The sequence below is a fragment of the Ruminococcus sp. RTP21198st1_G1_RTP21198_201120 genome (assembly GCF_040924265.1).
In the GTDB taxonomy this organism is placed as follows: Bacteria; Bacillota; Clostridia; order Oscillospirales; family Ruminococcaceae; genus Hominimerdicola; species Hominimerdicola aceti.
Map to the genome: position 1 here is coordinate 124,774 of NZ_JBCOMH010000007.1, position 22,861 is coordinate 147,634.

At 40.9% G+C, this 22,861-nt stretch carries 25 protein-coding genes, 1 tRNA gene and 1 pseudogene; 9 read left to right on the top strand and 18 right to left on the bottom strand.

Annotated elements, in window-relative coordinates:
• Positions 1 to 152: 152 nt before the first annotated feature.
• The 5 genes from ruvB to AB5627_RS06325 form a co-directional block, all read right to left on the bottom strand.
• Positions 153 to 1,190: a Holliday junction branch migration DNA helicase RuvB gene (gene ruvB / locus AB5627_RS06305; RefSeq protein WP_022287457.1), complete on the bottom strand. Its 1,038-nt coding sequence runs from the start codon at positions 1,188 to 1,190 to the stop codon at positions 153 to 155.
• A 16-nt stretch (positions 1,191 to 1,206) separates the two neighbouring features.
• Positions 1,207 to 1,806: a Holliday junction branch migration protein RuvA gene (ruvA, locus tag AB5627_RS06310; protein ID WP_022287458.1), complete on the bottom strand. Its 600-nt coding sequence runs from the start codon at positions 1,804 to 1,806 to the stop codon at positions 1,207 to 1,209.
• A 1-nt stretch (position 1,807) separates the two neighbouring features.
• Complete coding sequence (ruvC, locus tag AB5627_RS06315; protein ID WP_022287459.1) at positions 1,808 to 2,311, bottom strand: crossover junction endodeoxyribonuclease RuvC; 504 nt, start codon at positions 2,309 to 2,311, stop codon at positions 1,808 to 1,810.
• Between the two features lie 218 nt (positions 2,312 to 2,529).
• Complete coding sequence (locus AB5627_RS06320; RefSeq protein ID WP_022287460.1) at positions 2,530 to 3,039, bottom strand: Gx transporter family protein; 510 nt, start codon at positions 3,037 to 3,039, stop codon at positions 2,530 to 2,532.
• A 10-nt stretch (positions 3,040 to 3,049) separates the two neighbouring features.
• Positions 3,050 to 3,421: a NusG domain II-containing protein gene (locus AB5627_RS06325; protein ID WP_022287461.1), complete on the bottom strand. Its 372-nt coding sequence runs from the start codon at positions 3,419 to 3,421 to the stop codon at positions 3,050 to 3,052.
• Positions 3,422 to 3,903: 482 nt separating this feature from the next.
• Here AB5627_RS06325 and AB5627_RS06330 point away from each other — a divergent pair, with 482 nt between their 5' ends.
• The 5 genes from AB5627_RS06330 (at position 3,904) to AB5627_RS06350 (ending at position 9,159) form a co-directional block, all read left to right on the top strand.
• Positions 3,904 to 5,190: a UDP-N-acetylglucosamine 1-carboxyvinyltransferase gene (locus tag AB5627_RS06330; RefSeq protein ID WP_041337601.1), complete on the top strand. Its 1,287-nt coding sequence runs from the start codon at positions 3,904 to 3,906 to the stop codon at positions 5,188 to 5,190.
• Positions 5,191 to 5,259: 69 nt separating this feature from the next.
• Complete coding sequence (locus AB5627_RS06335) at positions 5,260 to 6,084, top strand: HAD family hydrolase (RefSeq protein ID WP_046441650.1); 825 nt, start codon at positions 5,260 to 5,262, stop codon at positions 6,082 to 6,084.
• A 2-nt stretch (positions 6,085 to 6,086) separates the two neighbouring features.
• Positions 6,087 to 6,872 (top strand): MBL fold metallo-hydrolase, encoded by a 786-nt coding sequence (locus AB5627_RS06340; RefSeq protein WP_117891506.1) that lies wholly within the window; start codon positions 6,087 to 6,089, stop codon positions 6,870 to 6,872.
• Entirely contained in the window at positions 6,869 to 7,354 is a 486-nt protein-coding gene (gene rlmH, locus AB5627_RS06345; RefSeq protein WP_117863181.1) for a 23S rRNA (pseudouridine(1915)-N(3))-methyltransferase RlmH, read from the top strand. The genes AB5627_RS06340 and rlmH overlap by 4 nt, the downstream gene beginning before the upstream one ends.
• A 335-nt stretch (positions 7,355 to 7,689) precedes the next feature.
• Positions 7,690 to 9,159, top strand: coding sequence for an alpha-N-arabinofuranosidase (locus AB5627_RS06350; RefSeq protein ID WP_278340144.1), 1,470 nt, complete (start codon positions 7,690 to 7,692; stop codon positions 9,157 to 9,159).
• A 292-nt stretch (positions 9,160 to 9,451) separates the two neighbouring features.
• Here the strand turns inward: AB5627_RS06350 and AB5627_RS06355 are convergent, their stop codons facing one another.
• A complete protein-coding gene (locus AB5627_RS06355) occupies positions 9,452 to 10,768 on the bottom strand; it encodes a hypothetical protein (protein ID WP_368369738.1) in 1,317 nt (438 codons plus the stop codon).
• A 174-nt stretch (positions 10,769 to 10,942) separates the two neighbouring features.
• On the bottom strand, positions 10,943 to 12,823 hold the full coding sequence (locus tag AB5627_RS06360; protein ID WP_289148792.1) for a GGDEF domain-containing protein: 1,881 nt from the start codon (positions 12,821 to 12,823) through the stop codon (positions 10,943 to 10,945).
• A gap of 453 nt (positions 12,824 to 13,276) precedes the next feature.
• Here AB5627_RS06360 and AB5627_RS06365 point away from each other — a divergent pair.
• A tRNA-Ser gene (locus tag AB5627_RS06365) sits at positions 13,277 to 13,369 on the top strand.
• A gap of 123 nt (positions 13,370 to 13,492) precedes the next feature.
• Here the strand turns inward: AB5627_RS06365 and AB5627_RS06370 are convergent.
• Together AB5627_RS06370 and AB5627_RS06375 are read right to left on the bottom strand one after the other, a co-directional pair.
• The gene (locus tag AB5627_RS06370; RefSeq protein ID WP_022287469.1) at positions 13,493 to 14,347 is read right to left on the bottom strand and encodes an amino acid ABC transporter substrate-binding protein; all 855 of its coding nucleotides are present in this window, start codon (positions 14,345 to 14,347) and stop codon (positions 13,493 to 13,495) included.
• Between the two features lie 159 nt (positions 14,348 to 14,506).
• Positions 14,507 to 15,064, bottom strand: a complete 558-nt coding sequence (locus AB5627_RS06375) for a CYTH domain-containing protein (RefSeq protein WP_287239134.1) — start codon at positions 15,062 to 15,064, stop codon at positions 14,507 to 14,509.
• A gap of 135 nt (positions 15,065 to 15,199) precedes the next feature.
• Between AB5627_RS06375 and AB5627_RS06380 the strand changes: the two genes are divergently transcribed.
• On the top strand, positions 15,200 to 16,090 hold the full coding sequence (locus tag AB5627_RS06380) for an ATP-binding protein (protein ID WP_302838257.1): 891 nt from the start codon (positions 15,200 to 15,202) through the stop codon (positions 16,088 to 16,090).
• Between the two features lie 47 nt (positions 16,091 to 16,137).
• Here the strand turns inward: AB5627_RS06380 and AB5627_RS06385 are convergent, their stop codons facing one another.
• Positions 16,138 to 17,082, bottom strand: coding sequence for a DDE-type integrase/transposase/recombinase (locus AB5627_RS06385; RefSeq protein ID WP_368369739.1), 945 nt, complete (start codon positions 17,080 to 17,082; stop codon positions 16,138 to 16,140).
• A 209-nt stretch (positions 17,083 to 17,291) separates the two neighbouring features.
• The gene (locus tag AB5627_RS06390; protein WP_368369740.1) at positions 17,292 to 17,498 is read right to left on the bottom strand and encodes a hypothetical protein; all 207 of its coding nucleotides are present in this window, start codon (positions 17,496 to 17,498) and stop codon (positions 17,292 to 17,294) included.
• A gap of 447 nt (positions 17,499 to 17,945) precedes the next feature.
• Here AB5627_RS06390 and AB5627_RS06395 point away from each other — a divergent pair, with 447 nt between their 5' ends.
• Complete coding sequence (locus AB5627_RS06395) at positions 17,946 to 18,125, top strand: hypothetical protein (RefSeq protein ID WP_195551226.1); 180 nt, start codon at positions 17,946 to 17,948, stop codon at positions 18,123 to 18,125.
• A gap of 1 nt (position 18,126) precedes the next feature.
• Positions 18,127 to 18,360, top strand: a complete 234-nt coding sequence (locus AB5627_RS06400; RefSeq protein WP_195551225.1) for a hypothetical protein — start codon at positions 18,127 to 18,129, stop codon at positions 18,358 to 18,360.
• Positions 18,361 to 18,406: 46 nt separating this feature from the next.
• On the opposite strand, the gene AB5627_RS06405 is transcribed toward AB5627_RS06400, so the two are convergent.
• The 7 genes and pseudogenes from AB5627_RS06405 to AB5627_RS06435 all read right to left on the bottom strand — a co-directional run.
• A complete protein-coding gene (locus AB5627_RS06405; protein ID WP_117958251.1) occupies positions 18,407 to 19,198 on the bottom strand; it encodes a zonular occludens toxin domain-containing protein in 792 nt (263 codons plus the stop codon).
• 194 nt (positions 19,199 to 19,392) lie between these two features.
• Positions 19,393 to 19,593 (bottom strand): hypothetical protein, encoded by a 201-nt coding sequence (locus AB5627_RS06410; protein ID WP_368369741.1) that lies wholly within the window; start codon positions 19,591 to 19,593, stop codon positions 19,393 to 19,395.
• Between the two features lie 259 nt (positions 19,594 to 19,852).
• Positions 19,853 to 21,586: a hypothetical protein gene (locus AB5627_RS06415; protein ID WP_368369742.1), complete on the bottom strand. Its 1,734-nt coding sequence runs from the start codon at positions 21,584 to 21,586 to the stop codon at positions 19,853 to 19,855.
• Between the two features lie 73 nt (positions 21,587 to 21,659).
• Positions 21,660 to 21,842 (bottom strand): hypothetical protein, encoded by a 183-nt coding sequence (locus tag AB5627_RS06420; protein ID WP_256322650.1) that lies wholly within the window; start codon positions 21,840 to 21,842, stop codon positions 21,660 to 21,662.
• 22 nt (positions 21,843 to 21,864) lie between these two features.
• Entirely contained in the window at positions 21,865 to 22,128 is a 264-nt protein-coding gene (locus AB5627_RS06425) for a hypothetical protein (RefSeq protein ID WP_368369743.1), read from the bottom strand.
• Positions 22,129 to 22,277: 149 nt separating this feature from the next.
• Positions 22,278 to 22,469 (bottom strand): hypothetical protein, encoded by a 192-nt coding sequence (locus AB5627_RS06430; protein WP_117958245.1) that lies wholly within the window; start codon positions 22,467 to 22,469, stop codon positions 22,278 to 22,280.
• A gap of 17 nt (positions 22,470 to 22,486) precedes the next feature.
• Positions 22,487 to 22,861, bottom strand: a pseudogene (locus tag AB5627_RS06435) (hypothetical protein); the annotation flags it as partial.

Consider the following 22,861-nt stretch of genomic DNA (forward strand, 5'->3'; position numbering starts at 1 on the left):
CTGTATTAACACACATATTAAATTTATCCAATACAATTTTTATCAAAGACAGAAAAGTGCGGTAACGGCGACCAAAGGTCGCCCCTACAGAACAAGAAATTCATCGCCGCTAGGCGATACCTTAATTCCTCACTCCTCACTCCTCACTAAGCTCACAGGTGCGTTTGTCCGTCCTTGAGAAATCCCAGATGATCGTAAGCAAGCTGTGTCGCCACACGTCCCCTTGGGGTCTTTGATAGGAAACCTAACTGCATAAGATAAGGCTCGCAAACGTCCTCAATGGTGACTGACTCCTCGCCGATAGCCGCCGCAAGGGTTTCAAGTCCCACTGGGCCGCCGTCATAGCCTTTTATTATCATAGTCAGCAGACGTTTGTCGAGAGAGTCAAGTCCCAGCTTGTCAACGTCCATTCTGTTGAGAGCTATCTTTGCAATGTCTGCGGTTATCCTGCCGTTGCCCATGACTTCGGCAAAATCCCTTACTCTTCTGAGAAAACGGTTTGCTATTCTCGGAGTTCCTCTTGAACGCTTCGCTATCTCCTCTGCACCGTCATCATCACAAGCCACGCCAAGCAAAACTGCAGAACGCTTTACGATATCAGAAAGCTGTTCTGTATTGTAAAGCTCCAAACGCTGGATAACGCCAAAACGATCTCTCAGCGGTGCAGAAAGCGAGCCTGCTCTTGTGGTAGCGCCTATAAGAGTGAACTTGTTAAGCTCGATCCTTATAGACCTTGCCGCAGGGCCTTTGCCCATGATTATATCCAAGGCATAATCTTCAAGGGCAGGATAAAGAACTTCCTCCACCTGTCTTGAAAGGCGGTGTATCTCGTCGATAAAAAGCACGTCGCCTTTTTCAAGGTTTGTGAGAAGTGCCGCAAGGTCGCCCGGCTTTTCAATGGCAGGTCCTGATGTTATCCTGATGTTCACTCCCATTTCATGGGCAATTATGGCAGAAAGTGTGGTCTTGCCCAGACCAGGCGGGCCGTAAAGCAGAACATGGTCAAGGCTGTCGCCCCTGTTTTTTGCCGCTTGTATATATATTTTCAGGTTCTCCTTGACCTTTTCCTGACCGATATACTCGTCAAGTGTTTTAGGTCTAAGGCTCACCTCAAAATCGTCAGTTGTTTCCGCCTGAGTTTCTTTCGGGGTGACTATCCTGTCTATATCAAAATCTCCTTTTTCGATCATTTATGGAGTTCTCCTCTCAAAATTTCGCAAGTCCGATAAGGGCTTTCTTTATAAGCTCTTCAACGCTCAAATTCGGGTCAAGCTTTGATATCACTGACATTGCTTCGCCCTCGGTATATCCAAGCACCACAAGGGCTGTGACAGCTTCTTCCACAGCTCCGCTTGGAACAGCCGCAAAGCCCTGAGCCGCATTTCCTCTGACGGATATGGTATTCTCTTTTGCCACCTTATCCTTAAGCTCGAGGACTATCCTTTGTGCTATCTTTGTACCGATACCCTTTATCTTTGTGAAAGCCTTTGAATCCCCCGTTGCAACCGCAAGCGCAAACTGTGACGGAGAGCAGGCTGAAAGTATGGCAAGACCTGCCTTCGGACCTACTCCGCTGACAGATATGAGCATACGGAAGCTTTTAAGCTCCTCCTTAGTTGCAAAGCCGAAAAGCTCAACGGCGTCCTCCCTTACGGAGAGGTGAGTGTAAAGCTTGACTTCGCTTTTGCCTGCAATCTGCTGCAAGGTAGAAAATGTTGTTTTGCAGGCATAGCCCACGCCTGCACATTCTATTACGGCAAGGTCGCTCTCGGTATGAACGAGCTTTCCGCTAAGTGAATATATCATATTATTTCTCCTCAAAATTTTTCATAACACGCCTTGTGTTCACCGAAAGCCCGTGAGTTATAGCGATAGCCACTGCGTCCGCTGTATCATCAGGCTTTGGGATAGCTTTAAGATGAAGCATGGTCTTTGTCATTTCCTGCACCTGCTTTTTCTCGGCACGTCCATAGCCGACTATGGAGCATTTCACCTGCAAAGGCGTATATTCATAGATTGGAATATTTCTTATTATGGCAGGAAGCAGTGTCACTCCCCTTGCCTGTGCAACGTCAATGGCGGTCTTTTCATTGGTATTGAAAAAAAGCTTTTCTATTCCCATTTCGTCAGGCTTATAGGTGGTTATTATCTCGGTCATATCATCATAGATGACTTTCAGCCGTCTGTTGAAATCCATATCTGAAGAAGTGGTTATTGCACCGTAGTCAACAACAGTGAATTTTCCGCTGTTGTATTCAAGCACTCCGAATCCCACAATGGCGTAGCCCGGGTCGATACCAAGTATTCTCAAATCCACTCCTCCGTTCAATTTCAACGCTATCCTATAATGACCCTATTATAACAACTAATTATACCATATTTTTCGGTCAAATGCAAGCAAAACGCTGAGTTTTCACCTATTTCTCACAAGGCGAAAATGTAGAAATGCCACTTTGTGAAAAGTCTGTTTTTGGCTAAACTGACTATAGAACAAAACAGCGGTCATCAGGTATGCCCCTGACGCCACTGTTATCTTTTTATGCTGTATTTTCTAAGCGGCGACTTCCACAATCTTTGGAGGATAAGACCATTGAGCGTGCCTGTGAGAATGCCGCTTATTATGAGATAAGGCAAAAGGCTGAACACCGCCCATGTGCCTGATATCACTGCCGCCGCACAAAGCTGACCTATGTTATGGAAAAAGCCACCAAAAGCTGATGTCACCCAAAGCTGGTTTTCACCAACTCTCGAAACCGCAATGCACATGGCGAGATACGCTAAAATTCCGCCTGTGAGTGAGAACGCAAAGCTCACCACAGTTCCGTAAAGTCCTGCCGCAAGGATTATCCTCAAAAGCAGCACCAAGCCTGCCTCTTTTCTGCCGATAAAAAGCATTGCTGCCATTGTGACGATATTGGCAAGCCCAAGCTTCATGCCGCCTATGGGCATAACAGGAAACTGTGCTTCAACCATGAAAATGATAAGTGACAAGGCGGTAAAAATTCCTATAAGGGTGATTTTTTGTACTGATATCTTCATGCTTCCACCCCTATATCACAGCGTCAGCAGAGGTCTCACCGACTATTTTTATCACAAGCTTGTGCGGTGCACAAATGACGGTCTGTCCTGCGTGGGATATCTTTCCTGCATGAACACAGGTCTGGTTCGAGCAATCTGCGACAGACACCCAAATGCTTCCCTCGCCAACGGTTATGGTATTATTGCCGTTTTCTGTTTTTATCTCAAAGGAATACTCCTTATCGGGGGAAAGGTCAGAAACTGTCTTTATTAGCTTGCCGTTTTCATATATCTCGGCAGAATTTTCTCCGCTCTTTCCACCTGTGAGGAAAATAAATATCAGGCACGCAGCGATAACAGCCGCAAAAACTGCCGCCCATATGAGATTCTTTCTTTTTACCACTGCCGCACTCCCCTTTTTACAGTATATCTGTTGTTATGAGTATACCACAGCCGTTCTTTTTCGTCAAGACAAACGGCAAGTGTCTGATTTTTTGTACTTAAATATTACAGCAAGGTTACAATAAGGTACAAGATTTCGTACAGTTGTAACATTGCTGTAATTTTCACCGAAAAAGCCGAAAAAATTGTCGAAAATTTATCAAAATATCCTTATTCACTATTGATTTTTTGAATGGGGTGTGTTAAAATATAAGAGTTGAGTATTCTATTGTTAAGAGTATGTGAACATTTGTTCTTTTTTATAGACCGCCATAGCCTGCATTATATGGGCAGATTTAACGATTGCTTGGGTGTATGTTAAATGATTTTAACCAAATCGTTGAAATTCTTGCTTTTTGCTTTTATTTTGCCTGTGGCTGTGGTATAATAATCTGAGCGTCGGCAGAGAGATAAGCCGACAATCTCGTTAAGGAGTGTGTAAACTTGGAGAAGTTTGTTATACATGGAGGTAAGCCGTTGCATGGTACTGTGCAGATAAGCGGTGCAAAAAACGCTGCTGTTGCATTGGTTGCGGCAACTATCCTGTGCGACGAGCCGTGCGTTCTTGAGAACGTGCCTGAGATAAGCGATATAACTAAGTGCATGAAGATTCTGCGTGAAATGGGCGCAGAGGTCAGACTTTTAGATAAAAATACTATATATTTTGACACAAAGGGCATTGAAAAGCCTGAAGTGCCATATGAGCTTGCAAGAACCATGAGAGCGTCATGCTATTTTCTTGGCACGCTGCTTGGAAGATTTCACGAGGCTTTTGTTCCGATGCCGGGCGGCTGTGACCTTGGCGACAGACCTATAGATCAGCATTTGAAAGCTTTCAAGGCGCTTGGTGCGTCTGACGAGATAGTGAACGGAGCTAATCATGTCACAGCAGACGAGCTTGTGGGCAATCAGATATACTTTGACTTTGTTACAGTTGGCGCAACTATGAATGCAATATTTGCCGCTGTAAAGGCAAAGGGGCTTACTATAATCGAAAATGCAGCGAAAGAGCCTCACATCGTTGACCTTGCAAACTTCCTTAACTCAATGGGTGCTGATATCAGAGGCGCAGGTACAGACGTTATCAAGATAAGAGGCGTTGATTACCTCAAAGGCGTCACCTATGCAACTATCCCTGACCAGATAGAGGCAGGCACTTATATGGTAGCGGCGGCTGCCACAAAGGGCGACGTTGTTATCGCAAATGTTATCCCTAAACACCTTGAGTCTATCACGGCAAAGCTCCGCAAGGTAGGCGTAAACGTTGAGGAAAGCGACGAGAGCGTTCATGTATGGGTGGACGGTCCGCTCATGAAAACTTCTATAAAAACTATGCCGCACCCTGGCTTCCCTACTGATATGCAGCCGCAGTTCTCAACACTGCTGACGCTTGCAGAGGGTACGAGCATCGTTACAGACGATATTTTTGACAACAGATTCAGATATGTGGCTGAGCTTAGAAGAATGGGCGCTGACATTTCTGTTGACGGCAAGGTGGCTGTTATACAGGGCGTTGGCAAGCTCAAAGGCGCTCCTGTTGTAGCGACTGACCTGAGAGCAGGCGCTGCCATGGTCATTGCCGGTCTTGCGGCTGAGGGAACAACTGAGATAGACAATATTTTCTACATCGAAAGAGGATATGAAAAGATAGATGAGAAGCTCAGAGGGCTTGGAGCTGACATTCAGCGTGTTTACAAGCCTGACGCTAACGAAATGGAGCTTAGCGGCTGATAAATATTGATAACACTGCGGCGGCATATTATTTGCCGCCGTTTTTTACAGCATTTGAGAGGACATGATATGGAGCTTTTTATTTCCGACCTTGACGGAACGCTGCTTAACGGCAATGCAGAGGTGACGGAGTTCACAAGAGACACTTTGAACAGGCTCATGGCAAAGGGGCTTAACTTCACTGCCGCCACTGCAAGGACGCTTGCTTCCGCAGGAAAAATACTTTCGGGGCTTGACCTGAAGCTTCCCGTGATACTTATGAACGGCGTGCTTATTTATGATATGGCGGAGAAAAAATACGTCAAGATAAACAGCCTTTCCAGGGAGCTTTGCGGTCTTATCATAGGTCTTTCAAAAGGGCTTGGTTTAGAGCCTTTTATGTACTCGGTTTCAGATAACCAGCTTTCCACAAGATATGAGAGGCTTATTTCTCCTGCAATGAAGAGCTTTTACAACGAACGCAGAGAGAAATATTATAAGTCTTTCACGCAGGTCAGTGACCTTTCTCAGTACATCGACAATGTGATATACTTCACATTTATTGCAGAAAAAGAAAAACTTGTACCGCTGTATGACGCTCTTAAAGAAAATGAAAAGCTGAACATCACATACTATTATGATGTTTATGACCCCAAGCTTTGGTATCTTGAAGTGTTCTCTTCGGCGGCTTCTAAGGAGCGAGGCGTGAGGTATCTTCGTGAGAATTACGGCTTTGACTTTGTCACGGCTTTTGGCGACAACACCAACGATCTGCCTATGTTCAAGGCGGCTGATAAAAGAGTGGCGGTAAAAAACGCATGCAAAGAGGTGCTTGAAGGCTGCGACCAGGTGACAGGCACAAATGAGGAGAACGGCGTTGCAGAGTATCTTCTGAAAACTTTTGAAAGGAATTAGTTATGGCAAGGATATATCCACTTTTTTCATCAAGCAAGGGCAACAGCTCTTTTATCGGCAACAGTGACGGCGGGATACTTGTTGACGCAGGAGTATCCTGCAAACGTCTTTGTGAGGCTTTGAAAGCTAACGAGATCGACCCTGCTGTGATACAGGGAATTTTTATCACACACACACATTCAGACCATGTTTCTGGGCTTAAAGTTCTCACGAAGAAATATCATATCCCTGTATTTGCCCAAAAGACCAATCTTGAGATACTTGTATCTGACGGCAAAATAGACCCAGCCTGTGATGTCAACGAGGTGGACGGCAATGAAGTCTGCATAGGAGATTATGCCGTAAAAGGTTTTGCCACATTTCATGATACCCCTGCAAGCTGTGGATATCAGATAAAGACCCCTGACGGCAAGCAGGTGTGCGTATGCACCGACCTTGGCACTGTTACAAATGAGGTGGATATGCACCTGAGCGGTTCTGACCTTGTTTTGCTGGAGTCAAATTATGATGAGTCAATGTTGAAAAATGGACCTTATCCATACGAGCTGAAAAGGCGCATCGCTTCAGACCACGGACACCTTTCAAACTCTGCCTGCGGAGAACAGCTAAAAAAGCTTATGACAGCAGGTACATATAAATTTATTTTAGGGCATTTAAGTCAGGAAAACAACACGCCTTTTCAGGCTGAAAACTCGGCTGTGGGAGCGCTTGGGGATTACGAACGCAACAGCGACTATATTTTACATATAGCGAAGCCTGAGGGCAGCGGAATGGCGGTGGCATTTTGATAAGGATAAATCTTATTACAGTTGGAAAGCTGAAAGAAAAATACTGGCGTGACGCTGCGGCGGAATACTCAAAGCGGCTGGGGGCGTTCTGCAAGCTTGAAATAGTTGAGCTGAACGAGTCGAGGTTATCTGACAACCCCTCCGAAAAGGAGATAGCGGCGGCGCTTGAAAACGAGGCGAAAGCCATGAAAAGCTACACTGACATCAAGGGTGCATACAATATTGCAATGTGCATTGAGGGCAAGCAGCTTTCAAGCGAAAAGCTGTCCAAAAAGCTCAGCGAATGTGGTCTGAACGGATTCAGCACAGTGAATTTCATAATAGGCTCTTCATTCGGCATTGCCCCTGAGATAAAGGCGAAAGCTGACCTGCGCTTATCAATGTCGGAGATGACGTTCCCACACCAGCTTGCAAGGATAATGCTTTTGGAGCAGGTTTACAGGGCGTTTCAGATAAGTGCTAATACTAGGTATCATAAGTGAATTTCGGATATAACAAAACCGCCCTTTGTGCCTGTCATGTAGTGATAAACATCAGGATCGAGCATCTTATTGTAAAGTTCAAACAGCTCACTTTCGGTCTTTCTGGTCAAAAAAATCATTGGCATTGATAATTTCAAGGACAAGCTTAAAACGGCTGATAAAAATATCGTTCAGCTTGTATGCACAGCTTTTGCTGTCCATAGAATCATCTGTAATTGAAATATGAGGATTCCTTGACTTAGTATAATAATATTTAATATTATAAGTCATTGCAATACCAAAGTCAATGACTTAAACTAATAATATAATAATTCAGTATGCGGCGGAGGTATAACATGAAAAAAATATCAATGGTAATAAATGCAGACGACAGGCTCGGACATATCGCTCCAGAGATATACGGACATTTTTCCGAGCATCTCGGAAGATGTATCTACAATGGTATATATGTGGGTGAAAATTCACCTATTCCGAATACAGACGGAATAAGGAATGATATCATCGAGGCGCTCAGAAATATAAAAGCTCCCGTTTTCCGCTGGCCCGGCGGCTGCTTTGCAGAAGAATATCACTGGCAGGACGGTATCGGCGAAAAATCTCTGCGCCGAAAGATCGTGAACACGAACTGGGGCGGAGTTACGGAGGATAATTCTTTTGGCACGCACGAATTTATGCGCTTCTGTGAGCTTGTTGGCTGCAAGCCTTATATAAACGGCAATGTTGGCAGCGGCAGTGTTCGTGAATTATCCGAATGGATAGAATATATGACCTCAGATGCGGAATCACCTCTCACAGAGCAGAGAAAGAAGAACGGCAGAGCCGAGCCGTGGAAACTCGAATACCTCGGTATCGGCAATGAAAACTGGGGCTGCGGAGGAAATATGCGTCCCGAATATTACGCCGACGTTTATAAAAGGTATCAGACATTCTGCCACAATTATTCGGGAAACAGACTTTACAGAATAGCCTGCGGTTCAAGCTCTGCCGACTATAACTGGACAGAAGTCATGATGAAAAATCTTGACAGCAATAATGTTGATGCTATCGACCTGCATTATTATACGATGCCGGTATGGCCCGAAATGGAGTCTGCCACCGATTTTGACGATGAGCTTTATTATAAAACTATAGCTGCAGCGAACTTTTCCGATGAGCTTATCACAAGACATTCGGAGATAATGAACCGCTATGATCCCGAAAAGAAAATAGGACTTGTAATAGGAGAGTGGGGCTGTTGGCATAAGGTAGAAGAGGGTACGAACCCGGGATTTTTATATCAGCAGAATACAATGCGTGATGCTATCGTTGCTGCAATAGAGCTGAATGTTTTTAACAGACACAGCGACCGTGTTGTAATGGCAAACCTTGCGCAGGCGGTGAATGTTCTCCAATCTGTCATTCTTACAGAGGGCGATAAGATGATAAAAACGCCTACATATCACGTTTTCGACCTTTTTAAAACACACCAAAACAACGAGGCAGTTTACTTCTATACGCAGAACGAAAATATGTCGGAAGGTAAAAATGCTCCGATGATCTCGGTTTCCGCATCGGTGAACGAAAAGAGTATGACCGTTACCGTCGCAAACTGTTCGCTTACGGAAGAGGCTGCTGTTGAATGCAGCATTTTCGGTTTTAAAGCATCATCAGTTTCTTGCAGGATACTTACAAATGAGGCACACAGCTATAACGACTTCGACTGTCCCGACAGAGTGAGCATTACCGAGCATACGGCAGTCATCAAGGACAATGTGTTAAAGCTGAATATTCCGCCTTGTGCTGTTGTGGAATGTGTTGTTGACTAAATATTGTGGCATATTCACAGTGCATTTCGTCTTTATAATAAAAAAATAAGCATAAGAGCTGCGTTTCATTAAAGAAGCGCAGCTCTTTGCTTTATAAAGCCATAATATGTTGGGCATTGTGCTCGCAAAAAAAATAATGCGCAAAAGGGGCTTCTGTTGATAAAATGTGAATGTGTTCACATTTGGGGATTTTCTCCTTATGTGCTGCAATTCAGCAAGGAGGAAACCAAAGGATTTGTCAACATGACAAAACCGCCGCAACCAAACTCGGTTGCGGCGGTAATTTTATCTGCTATGAATTATTGTTCTTGCTGTAATACTCTGTCTGCTTATCGTAGACCACTTTCGGTGTGTAACGCTTTATGGCCTTGTTGTTCACCTTGATGTCAAGCTTTTCTACCCAGCTTGTTAATTTCTTCTGAAATTCATCGCTCTTCATTTCTTTTAGAAGATCTTCATGATTGTCCTTGGCATATTCTGTATCTCTGTCCTTAATATCGCCCTTGATAAGAATGTAATATGCGTTATCGTCCTCATAAGCTGTTGCAACGTCTGTGCTCATACCGCTTACTTCTTTGAGTATCTTGCCGTTTGTGGTGTCCTTCTGAGAATCGTCCATTGTGCCGTAATTCATCATCTTTTCATTTGCATACGGGTCAGGTGCAGAAGAAGAACTGTCTGTGGAAGAATCTGTGTCTGACGCTGCTGTGCTTGATTCTGCTGTGCTGTCAGATACAGAAGATGTATCGTCGGAAGCTGTAGAACTTGTGTCGATGTCTGATACGGAAGATGTGTCGTCTGACGCTGTTGAACTGTCTGCGGCTGATGAATCGCTGTCAGTGGCGGAGCTTGAATCTGCGGCCTTCTTTGAAGCAACATAGTCGTTGTACTCGTCTATAATGCTGTCGAAATCGTCAAACGAAACTCCCTGAGCCTTTTCAAGGAACTCATCTCTTTTTGCCTTGGCTTCCTCATTTGCAGCAGCTGCTGAGTCTGTAGAAGAATCGGTGGCTGACGATGAAGAATCAGTTGATGCTTTAGTTTTTGCAAAGGAAATGGATTTATATCTCAGGTAGTTATCATCAAGATACTTCACCATTTCATCGTCTGAAACGGCTTCCTCGCCGCCCTCTGCATAGTAGTGATCAAAAAGCTCTTCCCTCATTTTTGAGCCTTTGAGTGCAAGCTTTACAGATTCCTTTGAGATACCCTCTGACTCGTAAAACTCGCCCTGAGAATCCCATGTGCTGCTTATGCTTTCATTAATGGACTTTATATCCTCATCTGAAAGAGTAAGTCCAAGCTCGTTGAACTTGTCAACTACAGCAGCGTACTCCTTTGTGGCAGTAAGTGCATAATCTGAAAGATACTCGTCAAATGCCTTTCCGTCTACCTTCTGATCGAAATAGTCCTTTTTGATGCCCTTCTGATAATACATCATCGTCATTTGATATGACATTTCTGTAAGCTCATTATAAATGTAGATACCTGCGTTTATCTTGCTGTCACCTACTGTCATCACATAGCTTGTGTCCGAGCAAGAGGTAAGGCTCGCAGTACAAAGCAATGCGGCAGTAAGAGCAGCCGTTATTTTTTTAGCTTTAGCCATTTTATTATCCATTTCCTTTCCGAAAAAAATCGTCTTACTAACAGGCAGAAAACCGCCTTAACTTTTACATTATACTACATTTGAGCCTATAAGTCAAGTGGATATGTGTCTCTCACACGCAAAAACGGACGATCACTGACCGTCCGTTGTAATGCACTGATATTTTATCTATTGCTATTTCCTGTTTTTATGTCTTTCCAATTTACTTGCGTACATTATCTTATCCGCCTGTGTAAACATATCTTCAAGCTCGTGGACATCTGTTATATGTTTACAAATACCGCCTATACTAACGCTGACCTCAAACTCGTTACCTGCAAACTTGTTATATACTCTAAGACGGTCGTTGACCCTTGCAGAAAATCGTTCAGGATAGTTGTCGTTATAGTCGTTACAGCCTATCACCACAAACTCATCGCCGCCTACCCTTGCACATATCTCGTTATTTTTTGTCGATGCCAAAACTGCGTCTGCGATCGCTTTTATTGCAATATCACCGCAGTTATGGCCAAAATTATCATTTATCTTTTTAAGGCAGTCCAGATCGCAGACAGCGATAAAAGCCTTATTTTTCGGATCTGACATTCTGTCAATAACAAACTGGATATTTTTCTCAATACCTATTCTCGAATAAACACCTGTCATAGCGTCACGGACTGCAAGATTAGCTATGGAGTTTCGTATCCGCATTGATTCCAGAGCATTGCTTACATGATTTGTCCAATTACGATAAGTGATATCTATCGATTTTATTTCGTCACCGTAAGACAATACAGCATAGCCATAGCACCGATCTATAAAATGTACCGGAGTGATAAAGAATGCACAAGGGCTTTCTCGTTCTTCATCCAGATCAGGAAATATCTCTTTGAGTTCAAAAGGATCATGAAGAGTTCTGTTTTTGCCGTAAACGCTTCTTATATAAAGCACCATATTTTCTGTATATTCCTTTGGAACAGTGGAGATCTCACCTACTATCTCATGCTCTCCAAGGCAATCCTCATTAAGGCAGAGATAATACATCTTCTGACCAATGATAAGATAGAGAAAATATTGTATCCTAGCCATCAGATCATCGGGATCTTTAGAGCAAGCCATTATATCGGTCATACTGCTGTCCAAAAAGTCATGATAATTCATCTTGTTCTGAGACGATAAAAGATCACGCTTTGTATAGCTGTAATCCTCATGACAGCCGCAGGAAGCACCTATCTCCACCTTGCCGCCGTCCTCCATAAGGCCCTGCGGTTCAACGCCTTTGATCCTTGCCTCAATGGTCATTACTGCGTTCACGCCAGTTTCAAAGATCGGCGGTGAGCACGAGGTTATAGCTGGCACGCAATGGATAGCCTCGTCTATTGCGTCATAACCTGCAACTATCATATCCTCAGGCACGCTCAAACCGTTTTTCTGATATTCATGTACAACGCCTATAGCCATATAATCTCCACAGCAAACGATAGCGTCAGGCTTTTTACGTCTGCCATAGATGATATTATTTGCCACCTCTGCCGCTTTATCATACCAGAAGCCTCCGTCAAAGCAGACAAAGTCCGGATCATACTCTATGCCATGCTTTTCAAGGGCACGCTTATATCCCGCAAGCCGTTCACGAGTGGTGGCAGTCTCCAGCGGACCGCTCAAAAAAAGTATCTTCCTGCATCCATGGACCTCGATAAGATGTTCTGTCAATTGCATAAAGGGTTTTTCGTCACGGGTATAAATACTTTCATAGTCCTTATAGCTTCCATCTATAAAAACCACAGGAACATGACATTTCTCATCTATATCCCTGCATATTTTGTCAAAAAGCCCAGGCATTTTTAATGTATCTGCCAAAACGATAACGCCATCGAGCTTATCATAATTTATAACGTCATATATCTGCATTTCTCCAACAGAAACTGCTTTTAAGAATGACTCTTTGACAAAGCTTGTGAAGATAAGCACATCATAGTCAAGCTGAAAAGCCTTTGTCATTACGCCTCTCAGCAATCTTTCCTGATAATAGCTTTCTGCCTCAGACAATATCACTCCAATGCGTTTTCTTCCCAAAATGTCTCACCTTCTCTATAATGTCGCATTTAGACGCACTTCGCCCTACAGTTATTCAAACATTATACCACATTTGCCTCGAGTTGTCAAAGGCATTTTGTGAATTTTCGTAAACTTTTTAAAGACTTTTTTATTTTTGTGGTAAAATTATTAAGATATTTTCAATATTACCAATACATATATTTGATTAAATTTGTTATAAATCAACCAAATGATTTGCTTAATCGTTTTCGAGATTGCGAAAATTTTCGGTAACATGTTCATATAGAAAATAAAATGAAAACTTTTCAGAATATTGTTAATAAAGCATCGCAGAGAAAACTTTTTTTACACAGAACTTCTGAATAAGAAAAGAACAAAAAAAGTTTCAAAAATGTCTTGACAAGTAAAAGATCATATGGTATAATATTAAAGTCGCTTAGATAGTGTGACACATATAAAAAATGATAAACTGGAGAAGTCGCCTAGCCCGGTTTATGGCGCACGACTGGAACTCGTGTATGGGTTAATAGCTCATCGAGGGTTCGAATCCCTCCTTCTCCGCCAAAAAGTCTCGTAAACACGTTGTTTGCGAGACTTTTTATTTTCTAAAGATATGACACACAAAAAAACTTAATAAAGCAAAAAAATCGGACAGCCCGAAGACTGTCCGATTGAATGTTTTTGTGATTATTCTATGGTCGTGATGTCGCTTCCGAACCAAGTTGTTGATATCTCAGCGAGCTTGCCGTCCTGCTTCATTTCGTGAAGGATCTCCTCGATCTTGTCGCAAAGTGCCTGATCACCAAGTCTGAAGCCGATAGCGTACTCCTCTGGGTCAAGGCCGTCAGGAAGCACCTTGTAATCCTTGCCTGATGTGGATATCTCGTAGTTTGCAACTACTGAGTCAAGGAACGCTGCGTCTACCATGTTAAGCTCCAACTGCTGGAGGGCTTCAACATTTGTTGCAAGCTCCGTTGTTGTCGCACCATTTGCTACAACGTCAGATGCAAGAAGTGTTTCCTGTGCTGTTGAGCCGTTCTGCACGGCAATGTTCTTGCCTGCAAGATCAGCCTGTGAAGCAACGTCGCTTGAGCCGTTTACAACGAACACCATTTCATTCTTCATGTAAGGCTCGCTCATGAGCATTACTTTCTTTCTCTCATCGCTGACAGAAAGGCCGTTCCAGATACAATCTATTGTGCCTGCATTAAGATCCTGCTCCTTTGTATCCCAGTTTACAGAGTAAGTTTCAAGCTCTACACCAAGTCTTGAGCAAACTTCCTTTGCAACGTCGATATCAAAGCCTACGATGTTGTCGTTCTCGTCTGTGTAGCCCATTGGCTTGAATGTTGGGTCAAGACCAAGCACAAGCTTGCCTGAATCAAGAACTTTCTGAAGTGAGTTATCCTCGCCTGTTGCAGCGGCTGTGCTGTTTGTGCCTGCTGCTGATGAAGAATCAGATGTGCTTCCGCAGCCTACAGCCAAAAGCATCATGGCAGCAGCAGAAAGTGATGCGATAGTCTTAAAAATAGATCTTTTCATTATTAACTTCCTTTCGGGTATCGTCAAAATACCATTTCATACGTTTTAACACTTTAATATAATAACATATTATAACGTCACTGTCAATTATCATTATTGCCCAAACCTTTGCAGGCTGTGGGTGCTTTTTCATAGAAAATGACCGCAGATAGGCGAAAATCAGCACTTACCAAGCTTTTTCGCTCTTTCCATAAATCTTGCATACTTGCCTATTACCGCTTCTCCCTGTGTGATACCTGCATTTTTCAGTATCTCCAAAGGCTTTTCGGGATAGTCTGCGGTGTATTCAAGCTCCAGCTCATAGTCTGTCAAGCCGAGATATTCGCTTTTGTCAAGGCATATCTCAACATGGTCGAAATCGGTGCAGAGCTTGCGCTGAGTATGCAAAGAGCCTGTAAGGTCAGCGGCAGGGAAATCTCTCCCCACAAGCTTTGAAAGCTCCTGTGCGGTGAGCTTTTTAGGCAGGCTGTCAAGCTGTTGTTCATACTCTTTTTTCACATGAAGCGCACCGTTTTCAGATATAGGTGCTTTAAGCTGCAAAAAATATTTTTCGCCTATCTGCCTGACACGGATACTTGTCATGCCCGTATCCTGCTGTGGAATATAATAAAAATTGGTCTGCTCTATTATTTTGCCCCACTGAAAAAGCTTTTCGGCGGTATTATATTGTTCTTTTGTGAGAGAAATTTTTATCTCACGCTCTATATTTTCGCTCATGATATCCTCCGGCTTTAATACTTTATTATATTATAACAATATGACAATACAATGTCAACACGAATATGGTTGACAAATTCCCATAAAAATAGTAGAATTTAATTAGTAATTTGATTATTTTAAGGAGAGTTTGAGATGTCAAGAATATTGACGCCACAGCAGAAGATAGAGCGGAGCATCGTTACTGATTTTCGCAGAGATATATGGAATAAATTCGTAATGGGATATGAGCGTTACGATATGATAAAGCCGGGGGACAAAATAGCGGTGTGCATATCAGGTGGCAAGGACTCAATGCTTCTTGCTAAGTGTATGCAGCATTTGCAGAAATATCAGGGAATGGACATAGGGCTGGAGTTTATTGTAATGAACCCCGGTTACAGCGACGCAAACAGACAGAGAATAATCTACAATGCAAAGCTTATGGGCATACCCATAAAGATGTTTGAGACGAAAGTTTTTGACATTGCATACAACACAAAACGCAACCCATGCTATCTTTGTGCAAGAATGAGACGTGGCTGGCTTTACAAATTTGCGCAGGATCTTGGGTGCAACAAGATAGCTTTGGGACATCATTTTGATGATGTTATAGAAACCATACTCATGAGCATGGTATACGGAGGACAGATCCAGACTATGATGCCGAAGCTACACTCAAGGAACTACGCAGGCATGGAGCTTATCAGACCCCTTTACATGGTGAAAGAGGCGGACATTATCCGCTGGGTGGAGCAGAACGATCTGCATTTTATCCGCTGTGCCTGCCGTTTCACTGAGAGCTACGAGGGGTCAGAGAAAAAGGGTGAGGTATCAAAGCGGCAGGAAATGAAGGAGCTTATAGCAAAGTTTCGTGCCACCAATCCCAACATCGAAAACAATATCTTCAAGAGCGTTTACAACGTCAATCTGCGCACTGTGATACAATACGAATACAAGGGCAAGAAGTACAATTTTATGGACACATATGATGATTACGACCCAAGTGTTCAGGCAGATGACGATGATGATGAGGGAATAGAGTAAAAAAGTTGTGAAAATGTAGGTTTGTCAATGATGTGTTACACATTTTTTTATTTATTATATTTAAATTCGTATACTTCACCAAATTTAACATAGTCATTATATACACTTTGTGGAGTTTTCCAATCTAAAGAACGAGTTGGAATATTATTATACTGATAGTTCCAACGTTTAAGCTGTCGCTTGAAGTCCTCAAAATCATAGAATTTGTGTGTTGCATAAAAATATTCGTTATCCTTGCGGTGAGAGCGTTCAACCTTGCCATTATGACGTGGCGTCATAGGCTTTATAAGCTTATGTATACAGTTATGTTGCTCACACCAAAGGTCAAGCAACGAGGGCTTATCTTTATTTGTGGTAAAGCGGTTTGTAAACTCTGAGCCGTTGTCGGTCTGTATGCACTCTATTTTAAATTTCCAAGCGTTTTGCAAGGCATTAACAAATTGATATGTACTATATGTGCTTTGCTCTTTGAACGCCATTAGAAAGCGTTTACGGCTGTACTCGTCTATTGCGGTGTACTGATAGTATTTTTCACTACCGATAATGCAAGAAGTAGGAACAACTTTAACATCAATTTGAACACGCTGACCGCAATAAAACATTGTTTCGTATTTCTTTGGCTTTATCTTCGGGTTTGGTAGCTTAACAGTGATAGCGTTAAGCTTTCTAAGCTGTCTGTAAAGGCTTGTGATAGAACGCTTGTAGCTTGCTTGTACAAGCTTAACATAGAGCATTACAAGCCCAGTGTGCTTATTTTTGCGGTAATAACTCTTAATGAGGTTTATTTCACTTTCTGTATGAGCAGTAGGAAAAGAGTTAGGGCGGTGTGAACGATTAAGCAGGCTCTTTGTAGTGCCGTTATAGCGGTTTTTCCAACGATAGACATATTGTCTATTTGTATTGTACTTGATAGCGGTTTTTGTAACTCCGTACTTAAGAGCATATTTTACAAGGCTTTCACGATACTTTGCAAGCTGATTAGAAGTTTTCATTTTCAATAGTCCTTTCGTCATAACCATAGGTAAAGAGGGGGTATCTTGAACGGCGTTCCCCTCTTGCAGAGCATTGAAATCATTGAAAGCATTGAAATGTTGAAAACTCTGTAAACTGTTGGTTTCCAACATTCCAACACTTCCAACAATTCCAACACTCAGCAATTCACCCCCAGCCGTTCGCATGATAGATTACACGGATAGAAAAATCAGAAATCATTCTGAGAAATACGCTCTTTGAGTTTTTCACGCTCAACAACATATAATTCAGACAACATACACATTGAACACATCAGACAATGCCGTAGTTCATTCATATCATCAGTAACACACATACGATTTATAGAACCTTTGAGCATATCAACGGAATTCATAGTTTCTCTGTGCTTCTGCTCCGTGTAAAATTTATTTTTCATAAAAAATCTCCTTTCAGTTTAGAGAAAAATCAGAAATTATTTTGATAATTAAGTTCACCGAACTTTTCACAAGTACGGCAAGAAAGCTCAAAGAGCCTATCATAAAGGGCACAGTGAAATTGATAGTCAAGAGAAAAATCTCTCCGCAACTCACCGAGAGTGTATTCTATTTTCCCATACAAAAGAAAAGCATCAAATATATTAATTACTTTACGATATTCACGATAAAGGTGAAGATACTCACGAACATAATAGTTTGAAATAGTCATTTTAAACACCCTTTCTGCGGTTTGTGGATTATCCGCTTTCCCTTTGTCTGTATATATTATAGCATATATGGGCACACATTACAATAGGCAATGTGCATAAATATATGGGAACATATTTGTTTAAATTATATGGTGACACATACAAAAGAATATAGTATAATAAAACAGGGGTGAAAATATGTTGACAGATGCAGAAAAGAAAGCTGTAGCCAAATACCACGCAAAACTTGATGAAATAAAAGTACGAGTTCCTAAAGGAAAGAGAGCATTATATAAGGACTATGCAGAAAGTCAGGGCAAAAGTCTTAATGCTTTAATTGTTGAATTAATCGAAAATAAAATGAAAGAGGACAAATAAAATGTTAGAAACATTAGGCATGATTGGAATACTTAAAATAACAGCGGTAATCATAGTAATTATTATAAACATAATGATATTAATTAGATTTTTTCAAATAGCTTGGAATGTAGACAGTATTGAAAAACATCTACACAATATGGAAATAGAACAAGAAGAACAAACAAAATTATTAGCTGAAATTGCTGGGTATCAAACAGAGCAAGAAAATAATATATATGATGATATGCAATAGCACATAACACCGCTGAGAGCCTAAAGGCAACCTCAGCGGTGTTATTTTACCATTTGCTTTGCTTACGCATACGCTTATTCTGTTTGCGGTCAAGTGGTATATTATTGCTCTCACTATCACGATTACGCAATATTTCTTCATCAGATATGTAATCTTTGTTGAGCATATTCGTTACAAGTTCCGAAGTATCGTAAAGCTTGCGGTACTGATTACGTTGCAGATGTGTGACCGTGGACGAACACACAGGCGTATATGAATGATTTTCGGAATACATTTCATACTCCTCTATATCATACTTATAGCCTGTCATAAGCCGTGTAAAAGGGTGTCTGAAATGTGTTCGGCAGGCAGTAACATCAGCGGTTATATCACGTATCTGCTTGTCTAAGAGGTTAAACCGCTGAACTGTGGCAAGTATCATCATACGGCGCTTTCTGCATTGACACAAATGCTGATAAAGGCTTTTCGGAACACTGTTGCGACCGCCCGAAAAATCTCGGCTGTTGAAAATCGTTCCTATCTCGTCTATCAAGACTAAAGTATTTTTCGGGGCGTTTAAAATATCCTGCGGAGAGTTTAGCGGATAAATCTTTGTATATTCGGGAAAGCCCGAAAGCTTTATATTTGTAACGATGTGGAGTTGCGGATACTTACAGCACAGCTTGTATGCTTCTGTCACCATAAGTGAGGTTTTGCCAGCTCCAAACTTGCCGACGTATAAATGTATTCCCCAGCCTTGGAAAAGCTGTTTCCAATTAAAATAAAGGGCGGTGGCTTTATCGTAGGCAACATAAGCCGTGAGGGCAGGCAGACGAACGAAATAATCTAAGATAACCATATTATCACCACTTTCTCGGATTGAAAAATCTTATCATAGCGTTATACAACATCTTCCACAGCAAATAAAGCATTATGCAGGCGAATATAAATTCAATACATAATACACCGAACTGTTTCCAAGTTGTTATAGAGTCTATAGCGGACAAATCACAGCCTAAGAGTTTAAGAAGTTGGTAACAAGAATTTTGAACATCATACAACATTATTATCACCGCCCTTTTCAAGTTCCTGTTGGTCTACATACCGCTCTATAAGCTTTTGGCGTGGAAGGCTCATTTGTGTATCAAGCTTAAACCGCTTGATGTCAGAAATAAACACAACCACACCACAGAGGGCAGAGAATATAAGGACAACACAAAGTATTATCACAAATAGTTTGAGTATAGCTAACATATCAATATCCTTTCTTATTGTAATGCCATAGAATAAGCATTATTATGAAACATAAAAACAAATATACTGAGAAATCTAACATATTAATCACCGAAAAGGTACTGCAATAGAGCGACAGAGCAAGAGATAATGAAAAGACCAACAATTACAGAGCCTATTGTAAAATCGAAATATCCAAGGCGAATACGATAAGTAAAAATAATAAGTAGGTGGTCAAATATGATTTTCATAAGTTCAAAGAAGTCCATACAAACACCCCTTACTTTAAAACCCATTTAACAACGCAAATTGCTAACATACAAACGAAGAATGAACCAAGAATTATAAGAAAATAATTTGGTAGGATTGCAATAGACGCTGTTAAAAAAGAGTAAAAAACAGAAGTACCGTCAAAAATAGACTTAATGCCGTCTATACCAAAATCAACATTAGAAAAATTTTGAGCATTTTTTACATCTTCATCATGCTTTTTCTGTTCTTCCTCAGTACGTTCTTTTGAAAGTGTGCCGTCTTGCCCTACTGATTGATATGTACCAGGTTTAACAGGGTGCATTGAATAATCAAAAGGGTTGGTTTTAATCATATCAATATCGTTGCCCTTGCCATCTTTAAGAGGAACATATTTAGGATAGCTGTCAAAGCTGAATTTTTCGGAATACACAGTATAACAATCAGACTTTGAAAAATAGTCAGAATAACCAGTATCATCAGTGTCCCATTTATCAACATTAATATAATCAATATTATTAAAGTTAACACCATTAGGACCTCTGTCAACATTATAGGTTGATTTAAAACTATCATCAAAAACAGATTGACCGCTTTCGGTAGGAAATACAGTTTCACACGTCAATATAGAGTTTAAAACAGATATAACTTCAAACTTTTCAGCATTGATATTTTTAAGAGGAATAGAAAACGAGAATGACGGCAAATCTTTAACAAATTCCTGATACTTTGCATATGTGCAATTAGAAGAATCAATATCAGATTGCATACGTGTTTTTATATCATATGAAAAATCTGTATTAAAATAGGGATATAAACCATTAGCATAAACAGCCGTACTAGTTGAACCATCTATAACTCCATTATTTCTATCAACAATACTATAACGTTGTTGAGATAGATATGTATAAACACTGTTTTGTGTAACAGTTCTAAGAGGTTTAGAGGGATCTGAAAGAGATATAAAATAAATACACTTAGATTTACCACAGCCTGTTAAATCAAGAGTTTTAGCTATATCACCACTATCAAGAATAGTCTTAATACTTTCATTTTCAAATTTACCACATTCGACATTTATTTTCATTTCTGCATAACGGCGTATATACCAATCAAGATAATCTTGATTAAGTGTTAATGTAACATCAATAGATTTTGTTTCATAGTCAGATGTTTTACGTTTGAGATTGAGTTTTAAATCTGGACTGTATGTAACAGTAAACGGAGAAGGAACAGTATTAGGGTCAGAAGGTGTTACATCTTCGCCGTTGTTAGTTATTTTAATATTAGATTTAAAGATGTGATTAGGATAAGAATGTGATTGTTCATCATCATCAACATATAAAGAAAAAGAAGATACATCAACATTAGCACGATATTCTAAATCATCTATGTCAGAGTTACCATAGTCAGAAACACGAGCCTTAATAAAAGAATTAGTAAAAGATGATGAATAGCGACCATGTGTAAGAATTAATGTATCATTAACCAAAATATCATCAGGAATAAAGAAAATGTAATACCACCAATAATACTCTGAACTATCCTCAGAATATGTCATAATATAATGAGAATTTTCAATATCAATATTGTTATTTTTTGCATAGTCAATCATTTGTGAAAATCGTTTAACACGAATAACGTTACTAGACGAACCACCACCGCTAACATCATCAGCAAACGCAGGGACGGCAGACAATACACAGCATATCATACACAGCATAGAGGACAAAACAGCGGTGAACCGCCGTAGTTTAGTTTTCATATATTGTTTTCTCCTTTCGTAAAAAAACAGAGGGCGGAGCAGATGCTCCGCCCCAAGCGGTTGTACACGAAAATTAAGCTTTACCCTTTGTAAGCTTTCTTACAACACCGATACCAACGCCGAGAAGTGATGCACCGACAAACGCCATTACCAGCGGATTGCCTGTCATTGTTGTCCAGACCTGGCTTACAACTGATGTAATTGTGCTGATACCGCTTGTAATTGCGACATCATCAGTAAGAAGTGAAGCACCCATTGAATATTTCTCCTTTCATTGATTAAAGTATATCAATACCTACAACAACAGCCTTATCCTGTCCGCCGTAAGTTCTGATTTCATAGTTGACTTTGATTGCAGTGTCGATAAGTGCGGAACTGTCGGGGAAAGTGTCCTGCAATATCTTTGTAGGAACTTTCACAGCCTGCACGGCATATCCTGTTACACCATTTTCTTCTTTAAGGCAAAACAGCGTGTAGTTATCCCACGGATTGCCGTTTTTAAGCGTTCCAGAGTTTTTCTTAAAACCTTTGATTATGTACATAAACGTACACTCCTTTCATTTACTGTACAATTATTTGTACTCTTTGCTATGTTTAGATATTACCACACATCAAGTGTAATGTCAATACAAATCAAGATTTTTCGTATGTTTATATTTTTGTAGGGTGTTTTTTTGTACACATTGTACAACTAGCACGATTGTATTTTCTTTTTGAAATAAAGAGCCTTTTTCCTGCACTCATATTCACCGCTAAGAAAATACTTAGCCATATGAATATTATAGCTGTCAAGATACGGCTTGAGGAATTGGTGGGAAAGCACAAACCTTTCAAGGCTGTCTGCCTCATCACGGAACATTTTCGGATTGTCATAGTTTTTCATTTTCATTCGTCCTTTCGTTATGGTTGTAAGTTTTCATCTTTATCAAGATTATACTTCAATTTATATGATTTGAGGTCAATTTCCTCAAAAATCATGCCGTCTTTATATGTAACTATCTTGTCGATACGTCTAACAAAGGCGTTCCACGTTTCATAATACTTGTGCTGGATAGCGGTGTACTGTTCTTCAAAGTTCCAATTTGATATGATGTACACCTTTGTAAAACAAGCTATCCTATTCATATATCTTGCAGGAAGTTCAAGAGGGTAACCGTCAAGGTAGTTAAGCATATTATCAATAGGAAGGCTGTTTCTAAACTCCTCAAACACAATAACATCCTGCCCGTGGTAACTGTCAAAAGGGTGTTTGTAGTCGGTGATACGATAAACTTT

Coding starts and splice junctions, on each gene's coding strand:
- ruvB (WP_022287457.1), bottom strand. CDS start 1,190: ATGATCGAAAAAGGAGATTTTGATATAGACAGGATAGTCACCCCGAAA.
- ruvA (WP_022287458.1), bottom strand. CDS start 1,806: ATGATATATTCACTTAGCGGAAAGCTCGTTCATACCGAGAGCGACCTT.
- AB5627_RS06320 (WP_022287460.1), bottom strand. CDS start 3,039: ATGAAGATATCAGTACAAAAAATCACCCTTATAGGAATTTTTACCGCC.
- AB5627_RS06335 (WP_046441650.1), top strand. CDS start 5,260: ATGGAGCTTTTTATTTCCGACCTTGACGGAACGCTGCTTAACGGCAAT.
- AB5627_RS06340 (WP_117891506.1), top strand. CDS start 6,087: ATGGCAAGGATATATCCACTTTTTTCATCAAGCAAGGGCAACAGCTCT.
- AB5627_RS06350 (WP_278340144.1), top strand. CDS start 7,690: ATGAAAAAAATATCAATGGTAATAAATGCAGACGACAGGCTCGGACAT.
- AB5627_RS06355 (WP_368369738.1), bottom strand. CDS start 10,768: ATGGCTAAAGCTAAAAAAATAACGGCTGCTCTTACTGCCGCATTGCTT.
- AB5627_RS06370 (WP_022287469.1), bottom strand. CDS start 14,347: ATGAAAAGATCTATTTTTAAGACTATCGCATCACTTTCTGCTGCTGCC.
- AB5627_RS06375 (WP_287239134.1), bottom strand. CDS start 15,064: ATGAGCGAAAATATAGAGCGTGAGATAAAAATTTCTCTCACAAAAGAA.
- AB5627_RS06380 (WP_302838257.1), top strand. CDS start 15,200: ATGTCAAGAATATTGACGCCACAGCAGAAGATAGAGCGGAGCATCGTT.
- AB5627_RS06385 (WP_368369739.1), bottom strand. CDS start 17,082: ATGAAAACTTCTAATCAGCTTGCAAAGTATCGTGAAAGCCTTGTAAAA.
- AB5627_RS06390 (WP_368369740.1), bottom strand. CDS start 17,498: ATGAAAAATAAATTTTACACGGAGCAGAAGCACAGAGAAACTATGAAT.
- AB5627_RS06395 (WP_195551226.1), top strand. CDS start 17,946: ATGTTGACAGATGCAGAAAAGAAAGCTGTAGCCAAATACCACGCAAAA.
- AB5627_RS06400 (WP_195551225.1), top strand. CDS start 18,127: ATGTTAGAAACATTAGGCATGATTGGAATACTTAAAATAACAGCGGTA.
- AB5627_RS06405 (WP_117958251.1), bottom strand. CDS start 19,198: ATGGTTATCTTAGATTATTTCGTTCGTCTGCCTGCCCTCACGGCTTAT.
- AB5627_RS06410 (WP_368369741.1), bottom strand. CDS start 19,593: ATGTTAGCTATACTCAAACTATTTGTGATAATACTTTGTGTTGTCCTT.
- AB5627_RS06415 (WP_368369742.1), bottom strand. CDS start 21,586: ATGAAAACTAAACTACGGCGGTTCACCGCTGTTTTGTCCTCTATGCTG.
- AB5627_RS06420 (WP_256322650.1), bottom strand. CDS start 21,842: ATGGGTGCTTCACTTCTTACTGATGATGTCGCAATTACAAGCGGTATC.
- AB5627_RS06425 (WP_368369743.1), bottom strand. CDS start 22,128: ATGTACATAATCAAAGGTTTTAAGAAAAACTCTGGAACGCTTAAAAAC.
- AB5627_RS06430 (WP_117958245.1), bottom strand. CDS start 22,469: ATGAAAAACTATGACAATCCGAAAATGTTCCGTGATGAGGCAGACAGC.